The sequence below is a fragment of the Paraburkholderia sp. XV genome (genome assembly GCF_020177535.1).
Lineage (GTDB): Bacteria > Pseudomonadota > Gammaproteobacteria > Burkholderiales > Burkholderiaceae > Paraburkholderia > Paraburkholderia caribensis.
On record NZ_JAGUUD010000028.1, the window covers coordinates 37,871 to 60,220 of the forward strand.

Here is a 22,350-nt window from a genome sequence, read left to right on the forward strand (position 1 = left end):
GCGTAGACCCTGCGACCCTCAACCGTTTCGGCGACGCGACGGTCCATAGAAAAATCGGCGTGAAAATTACTCTGGGTTCCATTGAATCTTCCACGGGATCTTCCACTGAATGTTCCACTGCTTTGCGAGGTACGTGTAGGACAGGATAGGGAATGTACACACAACATCCGTTGTGCGTACACCGGAAAAATGGCTTGGTGCCTGCGGCCCCGGCGCCATCCTTCCTTTCCATTGAACTCAGGGCTTCGCCCCGAGACCCGAACGGCAAAGAGGGAAATGGCTTTTCACCTAGCAGATGATCCGCGTGACCAGCGACTCGAAACTCGTGTGACGCCAGAGGACAAAGTGATGATCCAGAATGCCGCGGCCGCTCGCGGTCGTAGCGTCTCGCAGTTCATCGTGCAGCGCGCCTTGCAGCGGTCTGACTTCAGCAATGGGGAGTGGCGCACACTACGTGAGCTCCGTGGCACCCTCGAAACACTTCAGTATTTGGCGATGCTCCAAGTCGAAGATTGGAAAGGGCGAAGGCAAACCCGAATTCGTGTTCATCGTCGATGACTTCGTTGTGATCGTGGAGGACAAGAAGGAGACGCGCTTTACGCGCTTCCTCGACGACGACAAGGTGATCACAGAGTTCCCGTGCAGACAGGACTACGCGCTCAACGGCGCAGTCCACTATGCAAGCGCGATGTTACGCAATGGCGTGCCATACAAGGGGATCTTCGCGGTCGGCATCGGCGGTGAGGAGCATCACCATGAGATCGCGGTGGCGTACGTGGGGCCCGGTCAGATTAAGCTGCTCGACGACCTCGACAACCTCGATGTCTTCGGAGCGGAAGCGATCGGCGAATATCACTCGGTCGCGGTGCTCGGGAATAAGCCGCAGGCGGAGGTCCGGCTCGACACAGTCAAGTCGGCTGCCTCGCGTCTGCACGAGGGAATGCGCAACTACGGTTCGGTCGAGAACGACCGCAAGGCACCGCTCGTTTCGGCAATCCTGTTGGCTTTAGAGAAGCCGGGCTTTGAGATCGACGAGCTGAAGGGATCGTACGACCAGAATCTGCCAGACGACTGGGACGGCGCGCGGATCTACAAGGCAGCGCATGCCTACATGCTCTCGAAGGGCTTCGGGCCGCAGCAGAAGATCGGCACGTTGCTCGACCAGTTCGCGTTCATCGAGAAATCACCGGCGTTGAACCGCGTGCACAAGGAGTTGGGGATGACCCCGCTCAAATGGTTCGCGCAAATCCTCAAGTCGGACGTACAGAAGGTCGTTACCGACCCCTCGATGAGTTCGTTCGATGTCCTCGGGAACTTCTACCACGAGTTTATCTCGTATGGCGGTGGGGACGGCAACACGCTCGGTATCGTGCTTACTCCCGAGCATGTCACTGCGCTCATGACGGAACTGATCGACGTCGGTGCTGGTGACTGGGTTCTGGACCCAACGGCGGGTACCGCGTCCTTCCTCATCGCTGCGATGCACCGAATGTTCAAGGACGCCGTCGGCGACGAATTGTTGAAGGAGGACATCCGTAAGAACCGGCTCCACGGCATCGAGCTCCAGGACAAACTGTTCGCCATTGGCTCTACGAACATGATCCTGCGCGGCGACGGGAAGGCGAATTTCCGCCGCGACTCAATCTTTGAGGCTCCGTTGCATGAGATGCGCGGTGACAAGCGAGGTGCTGGAGGTAGCTGGATTCCAGGCCACGGCTTCACAAAGGTCCTGCTGAACCCTCCATACTCACAATCAAAAGACAAGACGACGCGCCACCTATCTGAGCTGGCCTTCATCGAGCGAGCGCTGGAATTTCTGAACCCCGGTGGTCGTCTGGCAGCGATTGTTCCGCAATCGGCCATGGTCGGGAAGACGACAGACGATAAGGGCCGCAAGGTTTCGCTCTTGAAGAAGCACACGCTCGACGCAGTGATCACGATGAACGGCGAGACCTTTGCTGACTCGGGTGTCGGGGTGCATGCAGTGATCGTGCTGTTCACGGCAGGGAGGCCGCATCCGTCAGATGCGAAGGTGAAGTTCGTCAACTTTCAGCATGATGGATACAAGGTGCAGATGCACCGAGGGCTCACGGACGACGGCACGGCAGCTTCGCGACGCAGGCACTTGCTTGAGGTGCTACGAGGTGACGCGGTCGACGACACCCGGTTTATCGTTCGATCGGAGGTCACCGCGCAGGATGAGTGGCAGCACTCGTACTTTTACTTCAACGACCAGCCACCGACTGTCGAGGACTTCATGGCGACAGTCGCCGACTACCTCGTGTGGCAGGTGGATATGCACGCCCACGGCAAGGGTGATCTCATTACGCCCGTGGAGGAAGAGCTGCGTGAGGAAGGAGAAAATGAGTGAGCACGTTCGATGAGCTTACCTTCGCTCCAGTATACGTTGTTGACGTCAAGGGGCGTCAGGCTGGGCTGTTCCGCGCTCATAAGGGAAAGCGGCTGATCGCGGCGCATAGAAAACCTGGAACCACTCCGTTCGTCGGTGCGTCGAGAGTGAATAACAGCATTACCGATTTCGCTGATACTCCTGTACTGTTTCCGGGTGGCTGGGTGACGTTGATTTACAACGGCGACGGCGGGACTGGTCACGCGAAATATCAACCAGCTCCGTTCAGCGCTTCGGACGACGTCATCGCGCTCGAACCGTTATCCGACCTGGCTACCGAGCCCGCATTGCTGTTGATCGCGAGCATGCTCACGCAGCAGTGTGTCCCTAAGTTCGGGTTCGGCTACAAATTGACGTTGCATCGGCTCGGACGCCAGAAGATTATGGCTCCCGTGACAAGCAACGTCGATGGAGAGCAGGTTGTCGATTGGGAAGGGATGACGCGGCTCGGTGAAGAACTGCTTCGCATTGCAAAGGAGCGTGTGATCGAGGCTCGACGGTCGTCGACGGACGATGATGATACCTCGCAGGATCTCACCTTCGAGCCGATGCTCGTCACAGACGTTTTCGACTCGATGAAGGCGTCGTCGGCTTGGTACGACAAGTCGAAGCTGGCTCTAACAGGCGAGGGTCAGTATCCGTTTGTGTCCCGAACTCGTGAGAACAACGGGATCGATGGGGCGTGTGTTCGTCAGGAGAAGAGCCCGGAGCCTGGAAACGCAGTCACGATTGGCCTTGACACCCAAACTGTCGCGTACCAGCCGGTAGCGTTTTACACGAGCCAGAACATCCAGGTGCTCAGGCACGAGCGCCTGAGCGTTGACAGCGCGCTCGTTCTGTCGGCGCTCATCAAGCAGCAGATGAGCAGGTTCAGCTGGGGAGGAAACGGTGCAACACTTGGGCGCTTGCGGAAGACCCGCATCATGGTTCCGGTGACGACGGACGCGGGCGGTGAGAAGGTCGTCGACTGGGAAGGGATGAGTCGCTACGGGCGTGCGCTACGCGTGAGGGCAGAACGTACGATGGATGTCATAGTAGACGCTGCTGCAGAGCCAATCTCGCCGTCACCGCGCCGCGATCAGTTCAAGACCCCGGTGAAGCAACTTGCAGTGTTCGGGGGGGACGAGTGAGGGCGGGGAACGGACCGTCGCCCGAGTGACGGCGGGCCCCCAAACGTCTCGACCGCGACTCAACCAACGTTACGATAGTGCTCAGTCTCCTAGTATGTAACGCCTGTCACGAAAGAAGCTTCGGCTTTTGTGTTAGGACACTACTTCGGTAGCTTGCGCAACGTATGCGTCTGCTGCTACGACAGTCTCTTTGCCAGATCCTCGGCTCGTGGATGATAGTAACGCATCAACATGCGTGGGTCCTTGTGGCCCGTTATCTTTGTTAGCTCATGCATAGGGAAGATCGATGCTAGGCGGGAAGTTGCCTCATGTCGCAAGTCGTGAAAGCGAAGGTCGGTCAGAAACTTATGATCGGGCTTCGCTCTGGCCACCCTGCACTCTTCGACGTATGCCTTGCGGGCGCTCGCCACGGCGCGCTCGAAGGCCCTAGTAACTGCGTCGCTACGAATCGCAAATACACGGGCTGTGTTCTTTTCATCGCCATCAGATGTATCCGTGGCGTTATTTCGCGCGTTTTCCAGCGCCTGAAGTACCGATACAGCGCGCGAAGACAAGGGTACGTCACGGGCGTCGCCGTTCTTTGTCGATGGTAGGTGTGCGACACGACGATTAAGGTCCACGTTGGCCCACAACAGCGAGGTGATTTCGCCACGGCGCATTGCCGTTTCGACAGCCAACCAGATGATGGAAGGGAGCAGTGCTGAGCTGCTTGCTTTCGCCACGCGTTCAAGCTCGCCGTCTTGCGCGCGGCGTTCCGGCTCGGATTCCTCCCCGCCCAGTGTACCAACCGCCACTTCGTTGACAGCGATGCGCCTCGTGCGCGCATTGTTGGGCTGAGGTTTTCGCACGAGCTCGACATCCTCCTCCGCGCCAGCGAACCAGTAACAGCCCCCGTAGCTGAAAAAATACTAAGTCTGTGTCGATCGCCTCGACACATTCCCGAAGCTTCCCCGCCCCAACCACTTCATTTCCCCAACATCACCTTTCACCCTGCGTAAGCATGGAACGTTCTCACTCGCAACGGTTCCTACACCACGTAAACCCCGACACCCTGCGACCCTTAGCGCCGCCAAACCCGCGCTACCTGCCCCGCACTTGCCAAAAGAGCCGTTCGAATGGACCCGCACCGCCCGCGCTCTATCGAAGTGGATTTTTTCCGAGGGATCGTGCTGATCGTGATTGTTCTCGACCACATCCCGGGCGGGGTGTTACAGCACCTGATGTTGCACGCATACGCCTTATGTGACTCAGCAGAAGTCTTCGTCTGCCTCGGCGGCTATGCATCCGCAGCAGCCTACGGCGCGGTCCTAAGCAAGAAAGGCGAAAAAGCCGCCCACAACCGCTTCTACAAACGCTGCTGGGAGATCTACCGCGCCTACCTGTTAACAGCCGTCCTCACCTTATTCTCCGGCGCGATCCTGCAGCGACTGCAGCTAAACCGCCCAATGGTCGACCTGACAGGCTGGCCAATATTCACAGCAGCACCAATCAAGGAAGCGCTAAACATAGCAATCCTCAGACGCCAGCCTTACCTATCAAGCGTCTTACCGATGTACGTGATCTTCGCGATCACGGTCCCCTTCATCGTCCCACTAGCCCGAAAAGCGCCACTTATCGCGCTAACCGGAAGCCTCATAATCTGGGCGCTAGCCATACCCCTAGCCAAACTCTTCGCCATAGACGACGTCATCGACTGGGCTTTCAACCCTTTCGCCTGGCAACTGATGTTCGTGATCGGTATCCTGTGCCGTGAGCATCCGGTTTCGGATCAATTCCTGGAATCAAAACCCGGCCGCTGGTTTACAAAAGCGGCCCTAACAGCCGTGCTAGCCTTCGCAGTGGTGAAGCTTTTCATCCTGACCCAACCGCTCCCTGGCCACCTGAAACAGAACTTGTCGATTGAACGCGTGATCAACTTCCTCGCTATCGCCTGGGTTGCCGTCGTCCTTGTCCGCGCCGGCATCATTGCGAAACTCGCGCAAAAAGCGCCAGCCGTCATCAAGGTCGGGCAGACGGGGTTAGTGTGCTTCGTCGGAGGCACGCTGATCTCGCTGATCGTCGACACGGCGACACCGCGCAGCATCCACGGGCTGACCCACGGGCTCGCGGCGCTTGCCGGCGACCTGGCAGCGATCATCGCCGTCCTGCTACTGGCGCGCTTCTGGAAAGACTGGAAGGGCCCGACGCAGCCGCGCGCCGCTGTTAGCGGAGCCGATTGCCGATGAAGCGCGGTATCGCATGGCCGCGTGCGGCGTTCCGGCTAGCACGCACGGCGCTCCTATGCTGCGCCGCCAGCGCAGCAACAGCGGCAACACCCGCCGCACCCGCCGCACCCGAAAGCCAAACGCAAACAACCCCAAAACCCAAACCCCCGTTCGCCACCCGCTGCACAGACCTGACCGGCCTCTGGCTCGACGCCGAAACCATCGCGCTTCCGACGCACGGCGCCCACGTCGAAACCGCAACCGTCATCACAGCCCAAACCCCGGGCAACGGCGCGGGCGAGTTCTGCCGCATCACGGGCGTCATCCGCGCGATCAAAGGCACCACACCCGACATCCGCTTCGACCTCAACCTGCCACGCCGATGGAACGGCCGCGCCTTGCAGGTCGGCGGCGGCGGCTACAACGGCACAGTCGTAACGGGCATCGGCGTGATGCCGTTCTCGCCGGTTCGCGCACCGCTAGCCCAAGGCTACGTCACGTTCGGCGACGACTCTGGCCACGTCGGCAACTCTGCGCTCGCGGTATTCGGCCTGGTCGACGAAGCCGTCGTGAACTTCGGCTATGCGCATCTGAAGAAAACCCACGACGCCGCCCTCGCGCTGATCGTGCGCATGTACGGCCATCCACCCGACCGCATGTACTTCGCGGGCGGTTCAACAGGCGGCCGCGAAGGCTACACCGTCATGCAGCGGTTTCCGGAAGACTACGACGGCGTCATCGCCGATTCCCCCGCGCTGAATTTCTCCGGCGTCCGACTGATCGGCATACGCGTAGGCCAGGCCGAATACGCGACGCCCGGCGGCTTCGTCCCGCCCGCACTACTCGAACGCGTCTACCAGAAGTCGCTTGAAGTCTGCGACAAGCTGGACGGCGCGACGGACGGCATCGTCAGCGATGTCGCCGAATGCCGCCAGCGCGAACCCGAAATCATCGACTCGCTGCGCTGCCATCGCGGCACGTCCTACGCCCACGAAGGCGGCTGTCTGACCGACCCGCAACTATCGACACTCAACGTCCTGCGCGACGGCCTCAAACTGCCGTACAAGCTCGCCTACGACATCAGCGGCTACCACGGCTACAACGTCTTCCAGGGCACGCGTCTGAACGGCATGCTCGGACTCGGCCGCGACCCGGCGCGTCAAACATCGCCTACCTTCACAGGCAACGGCTATCTGTTCGCGCAAGCCGACGGCTACATCCGCTACTTCGTCACCCAGGACGCCACGTTCGATTCCATCAAATTCGACGTACTGCACCCCGGCAAATACCAGAAGCAACTGACCACGCTGTCGCAGGTCATCGGCGCGATGAATCCCGACCTGGGCCGTTTCATCGCGAAGGGCGGCAAACTGATCACGATGCAGGGCCTCGCCGACGAAGTCATCAGCCCCAACCAGACGATCGCCTACTACGACCGCCTCATCGACCAATACGGCGACGAGCGCGTCAACGCCTTCATGCGTCTCTACATGGTGCCGGGCTTCCAGCATGGCGGCGGCGTGTTCATTCCATCCGTCGATCTGCTCGGCGCCCTCGACAACTGGGTCACGCGCGGCGTTTCACCGGAAACGCTGCTCGCCACCGACATCTCCCCGCCGACCAACGGCCGCTCGCGTCCGCTATGCCGCTATCCGATGTACCCGCGCTATCTCGGCAAGGGCAATCTCAACGAAGCAAACAACTTCGTCTGCAGCGAACCCTGAGCCAGACGGAAGCGCGCATCGCAGCCCGTGGAACCGCCGTCTCGCACCGCACATTTCGGCCCTCATTTCACCCGCAATCACGCAGCGCCCCTGTAGTATTGGACGATTCATGCTGCAAGGCGCCGCTATCTGCCCGCATCACACGCCTTCCGGTAATGTTTGCGCACATCGAATGCGCGTGAACAGTTTGCACACAAACAACTGGGCAAAATTTACCTGCACTCTTCCCGGAGACCTTATGACCGCATCTAAAAGCGCGGCCCTCGTCGAGGTGCTGACGCGTCATCGCGATACGCTGCTCACGGAATGGTTGAACCAGCATCTATCGATCTCGCTGCGCCGCGGACTCGCCACAGAAGCGGAGATGAGCGACCAGTTCCGCAACTTCCTGAACATCTTCTCCGACACGCTCGCCAAAGCCGATACGTTCGACGCGACCCGCCCCGAATGGGAGCCCGTGCGCGCGTTTCTCGCCGACATGTCGGTGCATCGCGCGCGTCAGGGCTTCACGCCCGTCGAAACCGCGACCTTCGTCTTCTCGCTGAAGCAGCCGCTGTATGTGCGCCTTCGCGAGGCGTTCAGCAGCCAGCCGCAAGAATTCGCGGACATGAGCTGGACGGTGAACCTGTTGCTCGACTCGCTCGGCCTCCACACGACGGAAGTGTTCCAGCGCAGCCGCGAAGCGATCATCGCGCGTCAGCAGGAAGAACTGCTCGAACTGTCGACTCCCGTCGTGGAGCTATGGGACGGCATTCTCGCGCTGCCGCTGATCGGCACGCTCGATTCGGCGCGCACGCAAGTGGTGATGGAAAGCCTGTTGGAAAAGATCGTCGAAACGGGCGCCGCCATTTCGATCATCGACATCACAGGCGTTCCGACCGTGGACACGCTCGTTGCCCAACATCTGCTGAAGACCGTCGCGGCCGCGCGTCTGATGGGCGCGGATTGCATCATCAGCGGTATTCGTCCGCAGATTGCGCAGACCATCGTGCATCTCGGCGTCGACCTGACCAATGTCATCACGAAGTCCACGTTAGCGGATGCCTTCATCATTGCGCTGCAAAAGAGCGGGTCGAGCATTCCGACGCGCACCGTCAGCTAAGGTCGCGCCATGGATCGCATTCCAATCCTGCGGATGGGTGATTGCCTGATCGTCGCGATTCAGGTGGACATGCACGACCGTCTCGCCATCGCGCTACAGGACGACCTGACCGCGCGCATCGTCAAGGACAGGGCGAAAGGCGTGCTGATCGACATCTCGGCGCTGGATATCGTCGACTCCTTCATCGGCCGCATGATCAGCAACACGGCCGCCATGGCGACGGTGCTCGACGCGCAGACGGTGGTGGTCGGCATGCAGCCGTCCGTCGCGATCACGCTGGTCGAACTGGGACTCACGTTGACGGGGGTGCGCACGGCGCTCAACGTCGAACGAGGCATGGCGCTGCTCAAGCAGCGGCAGCCCTGATCAGGTGGGGCGCTCATACATGAACTCATTCGGCGTGGTGGTGACATCGACTGTCGAAGTCGGTCTGCGCTCGGATCAGGAGATCGTCAAGCTTCGCCAGGTCGTGCGCGACGAAGCCATCGCACAAGGTTTCTCGCTCGTCGATCAGACGAAGTTCGTCACGGCCGCGAGCGAACTGGCACGCAACACGCTTTTGTACGGTGGCGGCGGCGACGCGACCTTGAGCGTGCTTCTCAACGGCACGCGTAAGGGCCTGAAGCTGACGTTCGTCGACCAGGGCGCGGGCATTGCTGATATCGAACGCGCGTTGCAGGACGGCTTCACGAGCGGCTCGGGGCTCGGCCTCGGGCTCGGCGGCGCGCGGCGTCTGTGCGACGAATTCGAAATCCAGTCGGAACCAGGAAAAGGCACGACGGTGTCGATCACGAAATGGAAACTTCGCTAAGCGGTCTGCGCGCCATGCACGCGTCGTTCGAAATCACCGACGCAAGCAGCGTCGCGTTCGCGCGGCGTGGCGCCAATGACGCGGCGCAAAAGGGCGCGCTCAATGAGACGGACCTGGGCCGGGTCGCCCTGATCGTCACGGAGACGGCGACCAACATCCTCAAGCATGCGCAGCACGGCGAACTGCTCGTGCGGGTCCTGCCGTCGGATACGGCGGGCACACTCGCCGACGGCGTCGAGATCATCGCGTTCGACAAAGGTCCGGGCATGCAGGACGTGCAGCTCGCGTTCCGCGACGGCAGCACGACGGCGGGCTCGCCGGGCACGGGGCTGGGCGCGATCCGGCGCCTGTCGGAAGAGTTGTCGGTGTATTCGCAGCCGAATCTCGGCACCGTGCTGCGCGCCGTGGTGCGCAGCCGCAGCACGAAAGAGCGCCCGGGACGCGCGGCGGCAGGCACCGACATCGGCGGCGTATGTGTGCCGTATCCGGGCGAATCCGTGTGCGGCGACGCGTGGGGAGTCGAAGCGGATCGGGACGGCCTGACCATCACGCTTGCCGATGGTCTCGGCCACGGCCCCGACGCCCATGTGGCGGCGGCCGCTGCCGTCGATGTCGCGCGGCGCCGTGCGGGCCGCTCGCCCGCCACGCTGATGGAGCTCGCGCACGGTGCGTTGCGCCCCACACGCGGCGCGGCCGTCGCCATGGCGCGGCTCGATCTCACACGCTCGCAACTCGTGTTCACGGGCACGGGCAACATCGCGGCGTCGATCTTCAATACCGGCAAGCCGGCCCTCGTGGGCGGCGGCGCGAGCCTCGGCTCGAGCACGGCAGCCGAAGCCGCGCGCAACACGTGGCAACTCACGTCGCGCAACGGCATCGTCGGTCATACGATGCGCGACTCGCAGGAATTCGAAGTGGCGTGGACGCGCGACGCGCTGCTCATCCTGCATTCGGACGGCATCGGCACGCGCTGGGATCTGGCGGCGTATCCCGGCTTGCATCTGCAGCCGGCCGTGATGATCGCCGCCGTGCTGTACCGCGATTTCTCGCGACGCCGCGACGACGCCACCGTGGTAGTCGTCAAGGCAGACCAGGGAGTACATTTCAGGCATGACGACCCCCATACTGCGCATCCGGCTCGAGGCTGAGGAAGACGTCGTCGCAGCGCGCCGCAAGGCGCGCGCGATCGCCGCAGGCTTCGGCTTCTCCATGCTCGACCAGACACGCATCGCAAGCGCGGTCTCGGAGATCGCGCGCAATGCATTCGAATACGCGTATGGCGGCGAAGTGACCTTCGCATTCGACGGCGCTTCTAAACCGCAGGCGCTAATCATCGACGTGCGCGACCGCGGTCCTGGCATCCGCGAACTCGAGTCGGTGCTTGACGGCACCTACCGGTCGTCGACGGGCATGGGCCGCGGCATCGCCGGGAGCCGCCGGCTGATGGATCGGTGCGAAATCGAATCGTCGGCGGAACGCGGCACGGCTGTGACGATGGCGCGCTTCCTGCCGCTCGACCGCCCCGAAGTGGCCGCGTCGGGCATCGACGCGATCATGCGCAACCTCGTCCAGCAGAACGCGCTGGGCGGACGTCCGGGCGGAGCAAGGAGCGCAGGGGACGCGGCGCGCCGCTCGTTCGACGAAGTGCTCGAACAGAATCGCGAACTGCTCGCCACGCTGACGGAACTGCGCGACCGCCAGGACGAGTTGACCCGCCTCACGCAGGAACTCGAAGCCACCAATCGCGGCGTGGTCGCGCTATACGCGGAACTGGACGAACGCGCGGACGAACTGCGGCGCGCCGACACGATGAAGTCGCGCTTCCTGTCGAACATGAGCCACGAACTGCGCACGCCGCTCAGCTCGATCCGGGCGCTGTCGAATCTGCTGGTGAACCGGCTCGACGGCGACCTGTCCGCCGAGCAGGAACGCCAGGTGCTACTTATACGCAAATCGGCCGAAGATCTGACCGAAATCGTCAACGATCTGCTCGATCTCGCCAAGATCGAAGCAGGCCGTACTGAATTGACACCTGCCTGGTTCAAGGCCACCGGGCTCTTTGCGGCGCTGCGCCCGATGCTGACGCCGCTTCAGACTGATCCGTCGGTGAAGCTGATTTTCGAGGACGCGTACGGTTTGCCACCCATCTTCGCCGACGAAGCCAAGCTCACGCAGATACTGCGTAATTTCGTCTCCAACGCGCTCAAATTTACCGAGCGCGGTGAGATACGCGTCGGCGCGCGAATGGAGCCGGATGGCGAGCACGTCACATTCTTCGTGGCCGACACGGGAATTGGCATCGCCGAGGAGCACCAGCAAGTGATTTTCGAAGAGTTTGGCCAGGTGCAGAATCATCTGCAGCAGCGGGTCAAAGGTACGGGCCTCGGCTTGCCGCTGTGCCGCAAGCTCGCTGCGCTGCTCGGCGGCCACGTGGGTGTCGACAGCAAGCCGGGCGTGGGCTCGACCTTCTTCGCGACGCTGCCGCTCGAAGCGGTAGCCGGGCCGCGCGCGGACGACGCAACCGGCGGCCCGGCCATCGTGCACGGAGGCACCTCATGACGGTTGCCGCTCCGCTGATCCTCAACGTCGACGACAACGACGGCGCGCGTTACGCGAAAACGCGCGTGCTCGTGCATGCCGGTTTCGAGGTCATCGAGGCGGCGACGGGCCAGGGCGCGCTCGATCAGGTGCGCACGCACAATCCAGCGCTCGTCCTGCTCGACGTGAAGCTGCCCGATATCAGCGGCATCGAGGTCTGCTCGATTCTCAAGCGCGATCCACAAACGCGCTCGACGCTCATCCTGCAGACGTCGGCGGCCGCCGTGCAATCGTTCGACAAGGTCCGCGCGCTCGACGGCGGCGCGGACAGCTATCTGACGGAGCCGATCGAGCCGGCCGAACTCGCCGCCAACGTGCGCGCGCTATTGCGGCTGCACCGCGCGGAGGAAGCACTGCGCGACGCCGACCGTCGCAAGGACCAGTTCCTCGCGACGCTCGCGCACGAACTGCGCAATCCGCTTGCGCCGATCCGCAATGCCGTCGAACTGATGGACCCGCGCCATCACGCGAACGCCGAGACGGTGCGCGACGCGCGCATGATCGCGCGCCGTCAGGTCGAGCATCTGAGCCGGCTCGTCGACGATCTGCTCGACGTGTCGCGCATCACGCACGGCAAGATCGCGCTGCAGATGGAATGCGTCGATCTCGGCGCCGCCGTCGCAACGGCCGTCGAAGCAAACCAGCCGTCCATTCAGAAGAAGCAACACACTTTGCACGTCAACGTGCCCGACGAGTCATGCATGATCTACGGCGACCCGATCCGCGTCGCGCAGGTGATCAGCAATCTTCTGTCGAACGCGGCGAAGTACACGCCCGAAGGCGGCGTGATCGAGCTCGACGCGAGCGTGGCCGAAGACATCATGACGATCCGCGTGCGCGACAACGGCATCGGCATTCCGCCGAACGAACTCGCTGACGTGTTCAATCTCTTCATGCAATCGGAAGATTCGCTGGCGCGCTCGGAGGGCGGTCTTGGCATCGGGCTGTCGCTTGCGAAGACGCTCACCGAACTGCATGGCGGCTCTATCGAGGCATTTTCTGCGGGACTTGGAATGGGCTCGGAATTTGTTGTGACATTGCCGATCGCGGCATCAGGAAAGGTGGCGGCGCCGTGGCCGGCAGCCTCCGGGGCGGCGACGTCCGGCGACGACGCCGCGACTGACACGGCGCCCGCCGCCGCCAATCCCGTCGACGACACCCAGGGCGCGCCCGATGCGAAGCGCCGTGTGCTGGTGGTCGATGACAGCGTCGACGGCGCCGAATCGATGTCGATCCTGCTCGAAATGCTCGGCCACGACGTGCGCGTGATGTACGACGGCGCGGCGGCGATCGCGGCGGCGGGCGAGTTCAAGCCGGAAGTGGTGCTGCTCGATATCGGCTTGCCGGGCATCGACGGCTACCAGGTTGCGCGTGCGTTGCGCGCCGAGCCGGCTACGGCGGGCGCATTGCTGATCGCGCTCACGGGCTATGGTCAGGACAGCGACCGGCAGCGCACGCGCGATGCGGGCTTCGACCATCATCTCGTGAAGCCTGCTTCGCTCGACGACATCGAACGCGTGATCGCGACAGACGGCGCGAGCGGCATGCCGCGCAATCCGGGCACGCCCGTGCGGTCGGACGCGACGGGGTGACCGGGCGTCGAACGGAACGCAGCGAAGCAAGGTAGCGCGCGAGGGCAGCAAGCATGGACACCGGCGTACCGCGTGTGGCCGCAGGGCGAGAGCGATACGGCGGGACGCAGAGTCAGTTCACCCATGAGACGTGCCCCTCTGACTTCCGGACGGATTCCACGGGCGCGCCCAAAACCGGCCGACGGCGGCGTCGCGCGTCGCCTGTCTGGCGCGCCGAACGGCGCTCCTTGCTCCTTGCCCTGCGGCCAGTTTCGGACGTTCGCATGTACGTTTCATAGATAAACAGACTCAAGGTTGCGTCGATGAAACCGGACAACACGATGGCGGGCGCGTCCACTGAGGCGGACGCGGCGCTCGCAGGCAGTGCGTCTCCCAGCTTCCTCGCGGGCGGCGGCGAGATGGGCGGTCTGATACGCGCCTACGACTGGCGCGCGACGCCGCTCGGCGCGCCCGACGACTGGCCGCAAAGCCTGAAGACGGCGATCCGCATCATGCTCACGTCGCGCCAGCCGATCTGGATCGGCTGGGGGCCGGACCTGATCTACTTCTACAACGATCCCTACAAGTCGATCATCGGCGGCAAGCATCCCGCTGCGCTCGGACAGCCGACGTCGACGGTGTGGCGCGAAATCTGGAGCGAGATTCAGCCGTTGCTGGAGACGGCGCTGACGGGCAGCGAAGGCACCTTCACGGAGCAGAAGCTCCTGATCATGGAGCGCAACGGCTACCCGGAAGAAACGTACTACACGTTTTCCTACAGCCCGATTCCCGACGATCACGGCGGCACGGGCGGCATCATCTGCGCGAACAGCGACGACACCGTGCGCGTGCTCGGCGAACGCCAGCTACGCCTGTTGCGGGAGATCGGCGCGGCGACGCGCGACGCGCTGTCGTGGCGCGATGTCTGCGAGCGCAGCGTGCGCGCGCTCGAAAGCGATCCCTACGACCTCACTTTCGCGCTGTTCTATCAGACGGAGCCGGGCGGCGCGTCGGCGTCGCTGGCGGGCGCATGCGGCATCGGCGCGGGCCATCCCGCCGCGCCGCAATCGATGGATGCCGCGCACGGCGCCGCGTGGCCGTTCGCCGACGTGCTGCGCAGCCAGCGTCTGGCCATCGTGCCCGATCTCGCGGAGCGCTTCGATGCGCCCTTGCCTTCGGGCGCATGGCAGCGGCCTAGCGCGCAGGCGGCTGTGCTGCCCGTGCAACCGTCGGGCGAAGCAGGGCGCGGCGGCGTGCTGGTCGTCGGGCTCAATCCGTACCGGCTCGTCGACGACAACTACCGTACGTTTCTCACGCTGGTCGCGCGGCAGATGGGCGCAGCGCTCGGCTACGCGGACGCCTACGAAGAAGAGCGGCGGCGCGCGGAAGCGCTCGCGGAAATCGATCGCGCGAAAACGACTTTCTTCTCGAACATCAGTCACGAGTTCCGCACGCCGCTCACGCTGATGCTGGGCACGCTCGAAGAACTGCTCGCGAAACCCGATGCGGCCAGCACGGCTGACCGGCCGCTGCTCGAAGTCACGCATCGCAATGGCTTGCGGCTGCTGAAGCTCGTGAATGCGCTGCTCGACTTCTCGCGCATCCAGGCGGGGCGCATCGAGATCCATCCGCAGCCGACCGATCTCGCGGCGTTCACCGCCGACCTCGCGTCGCTGTTCCGCTCGGCGGTCGAATCGGCGGGCATGACGCTCGAAGTCGATTGCGAACCGTTGCCGTATCCCGTGTCGATCGACCGCGAGATGTGGGAGAAGGTCGTGCTCAATCTGCTGTCGAATGCGTTCAAGTTCACGCTCACGGGCAGCATTGCGGTGAGCCTGAAAGCGACGCAGGGCGGCAGCATCGAAATGAGCGTCGCCGATTCGGGTATCGGCATTCCCGAGCACGAGATTCCGCGCCTGTTCGAACGTTTCCATCGCGTCGAAGGCGCGGTGGGGCGGTCGGTCGAAGGCAGCGGCATCGGGCTCGCGCTCGTCAGCGAGCTGGTGCGGCTGCATGACGGCGTGATTCATGTCGAGAGCGAACTCGGCGTCGGCACGCGATTTACGGTCGTGCTGCCGGCTACGCTATCGATGGACCCTGCGTCCGGTAACAGCGCGCGCGCGACGACGAGCGCGAGCGCGCACAGCTACGCGGACGCCGCGCTGCGCTGGCTGCCTGATGCGTACCCGGATGACAGTGCCAGCGATCCGGGCCCGCTGCCCGCCACCGGCGAAACACCGTCCGCCGGGGTAGACGGCCGAGCGACGGGCAAGCTGCTCGTCGTCGACGACAACGCCGATCTGCGTGACTACATGCGGCGTATTCTGTCGGCGGCGGGTCATGATGTGCATCTTGCTTGCGACGGCGAGGAAGCGCTCGCGGCCGCGCGCAACCTGCAGCCCGAGCTGATCGTGTCCGACGTGATGATGCCGAAGCTCGACGGCTTTGGCCTGTTGCGCGCGTTGCGCGCCGACGCCGAACTGCGCGAAACGCCCGTGCTGCTGCTGTCGGCGCGTGCGGGCGAAGAGGCGAAAGTGGGCGGCCTCGAATCGGGCGCGGACGACTATCTGATCAAGCCGTTCGCGGCGCGCGAACTGCTCGCGCGCGTCGCGGGCAATCTGCAACTCGCGCGCTTGCGGCGAGAAACAGGCAACCGACTGCGCGAAGAGTCGCGCACGCTCGAAATCCTGAACCGCGTCGGCACCGCGGTCGCGGCGGAACTCGACCTGAACCGCGCGGTGCAGGTCGTCGTCGATGCCGCGACGGAACTGACAGGCGCCGCGTTCGGCGCGTTTTTCTACAACGTGCAGGACGACAAGGGCGGCAGCTACATGCTGTACACGCTGTCGGGCGTGCCGAAAGACAGCTTCGCGAAGTTTCCGATGCCGCGCAACACGGCCGTATTCGCACCGACGTTCCAGGGCGAAGGCATCGTGCGTTCCGACGACATTACGAAAGACGCGCGCTACGGCCGCAACCCGCCGCATCGCGGGATGCCCGAGGGCCATCTGCAGGTGCGCAGCTATCTTGCTGCGCCCGTCGTGTCGCGCACGGGCGAAGTGCTCGGCGGACTGTTCTTCGGACATCCGACGCCGGGTGTGTTCACCGCGCGCGCGGAGCGCGTCGTCGAAGGCATCGCCGCGCAGGCCGCGACGGCCATCGACAATGCACGCCTCTATCAGGCCGCGCAACGCGAAATCGCCGAGCGCACGAAGGCGCAAGAGGCGCTGCGCGAATTGAACGAAACGCTCGAGGCGCGCGTGATCGAAGCCGTCGCGGATCGCGACCGTCTGTGGGACTTCAGTGAAGACCTGCTGGTGGTCGCGGGTTTCAATGGCGAGTTGCAGCGCATCAGTCCTTCGTGGACGCGCGTGCTCGGTCACGACATGCACTGGCTCGCATTGCAGTCGTACTTCTCGTTGATTCACGCCGACGACCATTCGATGGTCAAGGCGCACCTCGACGAGCTGCGCCGCACGGGTGCGCCGACGCGTTTCGAGAACCGGCTGAAGCATATCGACGGCGGTTGGCGCTGGATCGCGTGGACGCTTTCGCTCGATCCCGATACGGAGCGCATTCACGGCGTCGGCCGCGACGTGACGAGCGACCGCGAAACGCAGGAAGCGCTGCGTCACGCGGAAGAAGCTTTGCGCGTCGCGCAGAAGATGGAAGCCATCGGCAAGCTGACGGGCGGCGTCGCGCACGACTTCAACAATCTGCTGCAGGTGATCGGCGGCAATCTGCAACTGCTCGCCGACGACGTGGTTGGCCAGGAGCGGCCCGCGCAACGCGTGCGCAATGCGCTCGGCGGCGTCGCGCGCGGCGCGAAGCTCGCGTCGCAACTGCTCGCGTTCGGCCGTCGTCAACCGCTCGCGCCGAAGGTGGTGAACCTCGGGCGCTTCGTGCGCGGTCTCGACGACATGCTGCGGCGCGCGTTGGGCGACGGCATCGAGATCGAGACCATCGTGTCGGGCGGATTGTGGAATACGCTCGTCGATCCGTTTCAGGTGGAGAACGCGCTGCTCAATCTCGCGATCAATGCGCGCGATGCGATGGACGGCCACGGCAAGCTGACCATCGAAGCGGGCAATGCATCGCTCGACGATGCGTACGCGAAGCGTCACGCCGACGTCACGCCGGGCCAGTACGTGATGGTCGCCGTCACCGATACCGGCTCGGGCATGTCAACCGATGTGCAGGAGCATGTGTTCGAGCCGTTCTTCACGACCAAGCCGGAAGGACAGGGCACGGGGCTGGGCTTGAGCATGGTGTATGGCTTCGTCAAGCAGTCGGGCGGCCATGTGAAGATCTACAGCGAGATGGGGCACGGCACGACGATCCGTCTGTATCTGCCGCGCGTGCGCGAGGAAGAGGATCTCGAAACGGATGTCGACGCAGGACCGGCCAAAGGCGGCGCGGAGACGATACTCGTCGTCGAGGACGATGAAGACGTACGCACGACGGTGGTCGAGATGCTGGCGTCGCTCGGCTATCGCGTGCTGAGGGCGAAGGATGCGCAAAGCGCGCTGGCGATCGTCGAAAGCGGCGTGCCGATCCATCTGCTTTTCACGGATGTCGTGATGCCCGGGCCGCTGCGCAGCACGGAGCTGGCGCGCAAGGCGCGCGAGCGTCAGCCGGGCATCGCGGTGCTGTTCACGTCGGGCTACACGGACAACGCGATCGTGCACGGCGGGCGGCTGGACGAAGGCGTCGAGCTGTTGAGCAAGCCGTATTCGCAGGAAGCGCTCGCGCGCAAGATCCAGCACGCGCTACAGGTGCAGTACGCGCGGCCGGACGACACCGTCACGCTGCAGGCGCAGGACTCGCAAACCGTCAGGGTCGTCGACCGGCACAGCAACGAGACGTTCGAAGCGATCCGCGACCTGCGCATTCTGTTCGTTGAAGACGACGAACTGGTGCGCGTCAGCACGGCGGAGCTGCTGCGCACTTTCGGCCTCGAAGTCGCCGAGGCGGCGAGCGCGGCGCAAGCGTCGCAGATGCTGCACGAGCGCGATTTCGACGTGCTGTTGACGGACGTCGGGCTGGCGGGCGAGTCGGGCGTCGATCTGGCCATCGACGCCGCCGCGCGCCAGCCCGGCATGCGCGTGATTTTCGTCACGGGCTCGGACGCGGCTTTGTCGGCTCAGCAGCGGACGCAATTGCAGGGCGTCGCGCAATTGCGCAAGCCGTACGATCCGCTCGATCTCGTCAACGCATTGCGCGCATGTGTCGAATGATTTTTCGCCGCGTCTGGCTCGGTAGGTTCTGCCTCAGTAGGTGATCGTCGCGATCACGGTGTCGATGTAGGTGCCTGCTTGCGGCGTCGTTTGCGGCAACACGCGCGCGTAGACCGTCACGCTTTGCGACGAACCCGTCCCCGTGCCCGTCAGGGCGGTCGTGCCGTTCGTGCCGTCGCCCCACGGCAGCGAGTGGCTGGCGTTCTGATACAGCTGGTAGTGAATCTTGTCGCTGCCGCCGCTGCGCGTCATCACGCGGTCGGCGACGGTTGCGCCGCTGCCCGCGCCCGCCGACAGCGCAATCGAATACGCGTCGTTGTTCGTGCACGCGACGCTCAGCGTGCCCGTCGCCGTGAGCGTCGAGTTGAGCACGCCGGCTGTGCCGAAGTTGATGTTCGTCGACGAGATCGTGCAGTCGTTGATCACGCTTGCGCTGACCGCGAAGCTGAAGGTACTGCTCGGCGAGGTCAGCGAAGCGCACGCGGGCGCCACCAGCAGATATGCCGCATAGTCGAGTTCCGCCTGCAACGCACCCGCGAAGGTCGACGTATAGGTGCCCGCGACGAGCGAAGTCTGCGAGGCGGGCACGCGTCCATAGACGGTGAGCGTCGCGGAGCCGGCGCCCGTCAGGCCGTTCTGGACGACGTCGACGGCGATGGGCGCGTACGTCGTCGAGCCGCGCGAGCCCCACACGGTGCTGCCGCCCGATGTCGTATAGAGGTTGTATTGCAGCTGACTCGTGCCGTTCAGCGCGACACGCGGCAGGTAGCTGCTGCCGCCGCTGCCCGTGCCGATGTTCACGCAGGCGCGCACGGGCAGCACGCCCATGCCCGTGCAATTGATCGTGATGGTCGACGACGTGCTCGCCGTCGTGCCGGCAATCGGGCTCACCTGACCGAAATTCAGACTCGACGCGATGGCGTTGCAGGTCTGCGCGAGCGCGATGCGCGGTGTGCAGGCCAGCCATGCGACGAGCAGAACGACCAGAACGGGCCATGGTGCGCGCTTCATGGTGAACGCGCCTTGCAGGTGAACGGGCCGAGCGTCGGCAGTCCGCCGCCTTTGCGCTCGAACGTCACATCGACTTCGCACGGTCCCTGCGCCGATGTCGACGTGAACGCGTTGGCCGCGCGCATGTCGTCGATGAAGGCAAGGCCGTCATAGCCGACCACATAGCGCTTGCCCGTTTCGCGCTGCGTCAGCACGGCGCCCGCAGGCAGCGGCTTGCCAGCAGTATCGACGACGATCAGTTGCGCGCCCGTGAAGTCGCGCAGCGGGAAACGTGCGAGCACGCCCGCGCGCGATTGCGGCGCGAGGTTCAGGCGCGTGGTGGCGACGGAGGTGTCGGCGGGCAGGCCGAGCGGATCGATGGCGAGATGGTTCGGCTCGTAGGCGACGAGGTCGGGCACGAGCAGATGCCCCGCGCCGTTCGTCTCGCCGATCTCGCGGTTTTCGTGCAGCACGGGAACGTGCGGCACGCCGTCGGTGGAGACGAGTGCGAAGGCGTCGTCGATGCGGCGTCCCGCGAGCACGTCGCCCGCCATCAGCACGATCGACCCGGACGCGTCCACTTCGCCATACGTGCGCGAGCCGACGTTCGCGACGCTGCCGATCAGGTCGCCGTAACGGCCGCGCCAGGTGGCCTGCGCGAGCGATTGCTGCTGGCCGTTCTGGCGCGAAGTCTGCACCTGCCAGCCGAGGCCGCCGCCGTAGTCCGGCGTGCGCGTGACGGCCGCGCCGAACAGCGGCTTGCCGTGATCGCTGCCCGCGTTGACGCTCGCGTTCATCGAGCCGCCCAGCAGGAAGCTCAGCGCGACGAATACGCCCGTGTTGCCGGTGTCGCCGAAGTCGTGATAGACGCTCGCCGACAGTGACGTGCTCGCGGGCAGCGTCGTCGTCCACGCGAGCGAGCCGATGCGCGAATCGCCGTAGTAAGGATCGTCGAGGCCGACGAGGCTCGCGCTCGCCGTGCTCGACGAGCCGAACAGACGGAACGGCAGCGCGAGCGTCGCGCGATAGGTCGTGCGCGGCACGGGCGTGCCTTCCGCGGAGGCAAGATCGCTGTAGTGCGGTGTCGCGTGTTGCGCCTGCAGGTCGATTGAGACGGCGGGCAAATGCCATTGCCAGCCCGCCGACCACTGCGCGCCGCTGCCGCCGGGCGTCGGCAGTACGCCGCCTGACGAGCTATTCGTCGTGCCTTCGACGAAGCCGATGCCGACGGGTACGCCCGTCGTGTTCGACAGACCCGTGACGGGCACGTTGCGCGCAAGCGATCCGTCGCCGCCGTTGCCCGCGCTGCCCGCCACGGCCAGGTTCAGCACGCCTGCGCCGCCCGCTTCGAGCAGCGCGCCGACGCCCGCGTTGTAGACGCCGCGCGTCGCTTCGCCATGCGTTTCGAGCGTGATGCGCGACGTCAAGCCGTGCCGGAACGATACGGATAACGAAGGATCGCCCGCGTAGTCGAACGAACTGAGCGCGTATGAGCGGCGCAGAAAGCCTGCTTCGACCGAGAAGTCGGTGAGGCCGGGTGCGAGCAGCCGCGAATCGATGTAGAGCGGCACCGTCGTCATCACGCTGCGGCCCAGTACGTCGCGCGTGACGATCACCGCTTCGCCCGCGCCGTTGATCGCAGGCACGGCGTTGATGACGAACGGCCCGGACGGCGCCGAGCCGGTGAACTGCCGCACGTTGTTCACGTACAGATCGACGGCGCTTGGCACGGCGGAGCTGCCCGCGAGCGTCGGCACGGGATAGGTGATGAGATCGGGACGCAGCGTGAAATCGCGCGATACCTGCGCGCCGCCGAGACGCACGGGCCGCGTCCATGTCAGCGACGACGAGATCGTGTCGCCGATACGGGTGGTCACCATCGTGTCCGGGTTCGAATGGCTCCACGTGGTGTCGAGCCGCACGTAACGATGCAGGTTGCGATACCAGTACGCGGTGCCCGTGTTGTCGAGCAGGCCGCCCGGGTAGAAGAAGCGTTCCTCGCTGTAGAGACCGTACTGTGTCGGCGAATTGGTCTGCGCGCTGAACTCGTAGTTGATCACGAGCCCCGTGCCGCTCGCCGACATGGGCGGCCGCGCAGGAATGTTCTCCAGCGTGGCAGGCTGGCGGCGCGCATCGACGACCTGCAGGTCGAGCCGCTGCTGCTCGGGACGATACGTGTAGCGCAGGCCCGGAATCGTGCCGAGCGCGATCAGGCCGTTGGTGCCGGGCGGCGGCAGATCGTCGGTGCGAATGCCGACGTCGCGTAGTTCATTGGGTGTCGTGTAGATCATTGCGTCGGTCACGACGAAGTGCGCAATTTGCTTCGTCGATTCGCCGTTGATCGTCACTTCGAGATAGACATCGCCGTTTGCGGGCGCAGCCGGGATGGGCGCGTTTGTCGGTGCGCGCGGCGACGACAGCATCGGCTGTGCGGCGACGCTGAGCGCGGGCGCTGTCTCGCCCGTGGCGCTGGTGTCCGGCGGCGCGCTCCACGCCTGCGCGCACATCAGCGGCCACGCGATGCCCGTACAGGCGCTGTAGATTGCAGCGTGTCGCTGGCGCCATGGCATCGA

At 64.2% G+C, this 22,350-nt stretch carries 14 protein-coding genes and 1 pseudogene; 12 read left to right on the top strand and 3 right to left on the bottom strand.

Going from position 1 to position 22,350, the window contains the following annotated elements:
* The first annotated feature begins 276 nt into the window (after positions 1-276).
* The 3 genes from KFO72_RS42550 to KFO72_RS16270 are packed head-to-tail and all read left to right on the top strand — an operon-like array spanning position 277 to position 3,540.
* Positions 277-558, top strand: coding sequence for a DUF1778 domain-containing protein (locus KFO72_RS42550; RefSeq protein ID WP_225032562.1), 282 nt, complete (start codon positions 277-279; stop codon positions 556-558).
* Positions 542-2,371, top strand: a complete 1,830-nt coding sequence (locus tag KFO72_RS42305; protein WP_225032563.1) for a class I SAM-dependent DNA methyltransferase — start codon at positions 542-544, stop codon at positions 2,369-2,371. The genes KFO72_RS42550 and KFO72_RS42305 overlap by 17 nt, the downstream gene beginning before the upstream one ends.
* Positions 2,368-3,540 (top strand): restriction endonuclease subunit S, encoded by a 1,173-nt coding sequence (locus tag KFO72_RS16270; RefSeq protein ID WP_225032564.1) that lies wholly within the window; start codon positions 2,368-2,370, stop codon positions 3,538-3,540. The genes KFO72_RS42305 and KFO72_RS16270 overlap by 4 nt, the downstream gene beginning before the upstream one ends.
* Before the next feature lie 176 nt (positions 3,541-3,716).
* On the opposite strand, the pseudogene KFO72_RS16275 reads toward KFO72_RS16270, so the two are convergent.
* Positions 3,717-4,397, bottom strand: a pseudogene (locus tag KFO72_RS16275) (site-specific integrase); the annotation flags it as partial.
* A gap of 258 nt (positions 4,398-4,655) precedes the next feature.
* Between KFO72_RS16275 and KFO72_RS16280 the strand changes: the two are divergent.
* From KFO72_RS16280 to KFO72_RS16320, 9 genes are all read left to right on the top strand, one after another.
* Positions 4,656-5,765 carry an OpgC domain-containing protein gene (locus KFO72_RS16280; RefSeq protein WP_225032565.1) on the top strand — a complete coding sequence of 370 codons (1,110 nt, stop codon included), beginning with the start codon at positions 4,656-4,658 and terminating at the stop codon, positions 5,763-5,765.
* Positions 5,762-7,468, top strand: a complete 1,707-nt coding sequence (locus tag KFO72_RS16285) for a tannase/feruloyl esterase family alpha/beta hydrolase (RefSeq protein WP_054929510.1) — start codon at positions 5,762-5,764, stop codon at positions 7,466-7,468. Before KFO72_RS16280 ends, KFO72_RS16285 begins: the two co-directional genes overlap by 4 nt.
* Before the next feature lie 238 nt (positions 7,469-7,706).
* Positions 7,707-8,570: an STAS domain-containing protein gene (locus KFO72_RS16290; protein WP_225032566.1), complete on the top strand. Its 864-nt coding sequence runs from the start codon at positions 7,707-7,709 to the stop codon at positions 8,568-8,570.
* Positions 8,571-8,579: 9 nt separating this feature from the next.
* Positions 8,580-8,936, top strand: a complete 357-nt coding sequence (locus KFO72_RS16295; RefSeq protein ID WP_035987040.1) for an STAS domain-containing protein — start codon at positions 8,580-8,582, stop codon at positions 8,934-8,936.
* Positions 8,937-8,955: 19 nt separating this feature from the next.
* Positions 8,956-9,381, top strand: a complete 426-nt coding sequence (locus tag KFO72_RS16300; protein WP_035987038.1) for an anti-sigma regulatory factor — start codon at positions 8,956-8,958, stop codon at positions 9,379-9,381.
* A complete protein-coding gene (locus tag KFO72_RS16305; RefSeq protein ID WP_225032567.1) occupies positions 9,366-10,529 on the top strand; it encodes an ATP-binding protein in 1,164 nt (387 codons plus the stop codon). Before KFO72_RS16300 ends, KFO72_RS16305 begins: the two co-directional genes overlap by 16 nt.
* Positions 10,492-11,940, top strand: a complete 1,449-nt coding sequence (locus KFO72_RS16310; protein ID WP_224099750.1) for a sensor histidine kinase — start codon at positions 10,492-10,494, stop codon at positions 11,938-11,940. Before KFO72_RS16305 ends, KFO72_RS16310 begins: the two co-directional genes overlap by 38 nt.
* Entirely contained in the window at positions 11,937-13,571 is a 1,635-nt protein-coding gene (locus tag KFO72_RS16315; protein WP_224099749.1) for a response regulator, read from the top strand. Before KFO72_RS16310 ends, KFO72_RS16315 begins: the two co-directional genes overlap by 4 nt.
* Positions 13,572-13,873: 302 nt before the next feature.
* Complete coding sequence (locus tag KFO72_RS16320) at positions 13,874-18,787, top strand: response regulator (RefSeq protein WP_225032568.1); 4,914 nt, start codon at positions 13,874-13,876, stop codon at positions 18,785-18,787.
* 33 nt (positions 18,788-18,820) lie between these two features.
* On the opposite strand, the gene KFO72_RS16325 is transcribed toward KFO72_RS16320, so the two are convergent.
* Both KFO72_RS16325 and KFO72_RS16330 read right to left on the bottom strand, forming a co-directional pair.
* Positions 18,821-19,798: a spore coat protein U domain-containing protein gene (locus tag KFO72_RS16325; protein WP_054929516.1), complete on the bottom strand. Its 978-nt coding sequence runs from the start codon at positions 19,796-19,798 to the stop codon at positions 18,821-18,823.
* Complete coding sequence (locus KFO72_RS16330) at positions 19,795-22,347, bottom strand: fimbria/pilus outer membrane usher protein (RefSeq protein WP_225032569.1); 2,553 nt, start codon at positions 22,345-22,347, stop codon at positions 19,795-19,797. Before KFO72_RS16330 ends, KFO72_RS16325 begins: the two co-directional genes overlap by 4 nt.
* Positions 22,348-22,350 lie beyond the last annotated feature (3 nt).

Excerpts from the sequence above, each read along its gene's own strand:
- KFO72_RS42550 (WP_225032562.1), top strand. The coding sequence starts at position 277 with ATGGCTTTTCACCTAGCAGATGATCCGCGTGACCAGCGACTCGAAACT.
- KFO72_RS16280 (WP_225032565.1), top strand. The coding sequence starts at position 4,656 with ATGGACCCGCACCGCCCGCGCTCTATCGAAGTGGATTTTTTCCGAGGG.
- KFO72_RS16285 (WP_054929510.1), top strand. The coding sequence starts at position 5,762 with ATGAAGCGCGGTATCGCATGGCCGCGTGCGGCGTTCCGGCTAGCACGC.
- KFO72_RS16290 (WP_225032566.1), top strand. The coding sequence starts at position 7,707 with ATGACCGCATCTAAAAGCGCGGCCCTCGTCGAGGTGCTGACGCGTCAT.
- KFO72_RS16295 (WP_035987040.1), top strand. The coding sequence starts at position 8,580 with ATGGATCGCATTCCAATCCTGCGGATGGGTGATTGCCTGATCGTCGCG.
- KFO72_RS16300 (WP_035987038.1), top strand. The coding sequence starts at position 8,956 with ATGAACTCATTCGGCGTGGTGGTGACATCGACTGTCGAAGTCGGTCTG.
- KFO72_RS16305 (WP_225032567.1), top strand. The coding sequence starts at position 9,366 with ATGGAAACTTCGCTAAGCGGTCTGCGCGCCATGCACGCGTCGTTCGAA.
- KFO72_RS16310 (WP_224099750.1), top strand. The coding sequence starts at position 10,492 with ATGACGACCCCCATACTGCGCATCCGGCTCGAGGCTGAGGAAGACGTC.
- KFO72_RS16315 (WP_224099749.1), top strand. The coding sequence starts at position 11,937 with ATGACGGTTGCCGCTCCGCTGATCCTCAACGTCGACGACAACGACGGC.
- KFO72_RS16320 (WP_225032568.1), top strand. The coding sequence starts at position 13,874 with ATGAAACCGGACAACACGATGGCGGGCGCGTCCACTGAGGCGGACGCG.
- KFO72_RS16325 (WP_054929516.1), bottom strand. The coding sequence starts at position 19,798 with ATGAAGCGCGCACCATGGCCCGTTCTGGTCGTTCTGCTCGTCGCATGG.
- KFO72_RS16330 (WP_225032569.1), bottom strand. The coding sequence starts at position 22,347 with ATGCCATGGCGCCAGCGACACGCTGCAATCTACAGCGCCTGTACGGGC.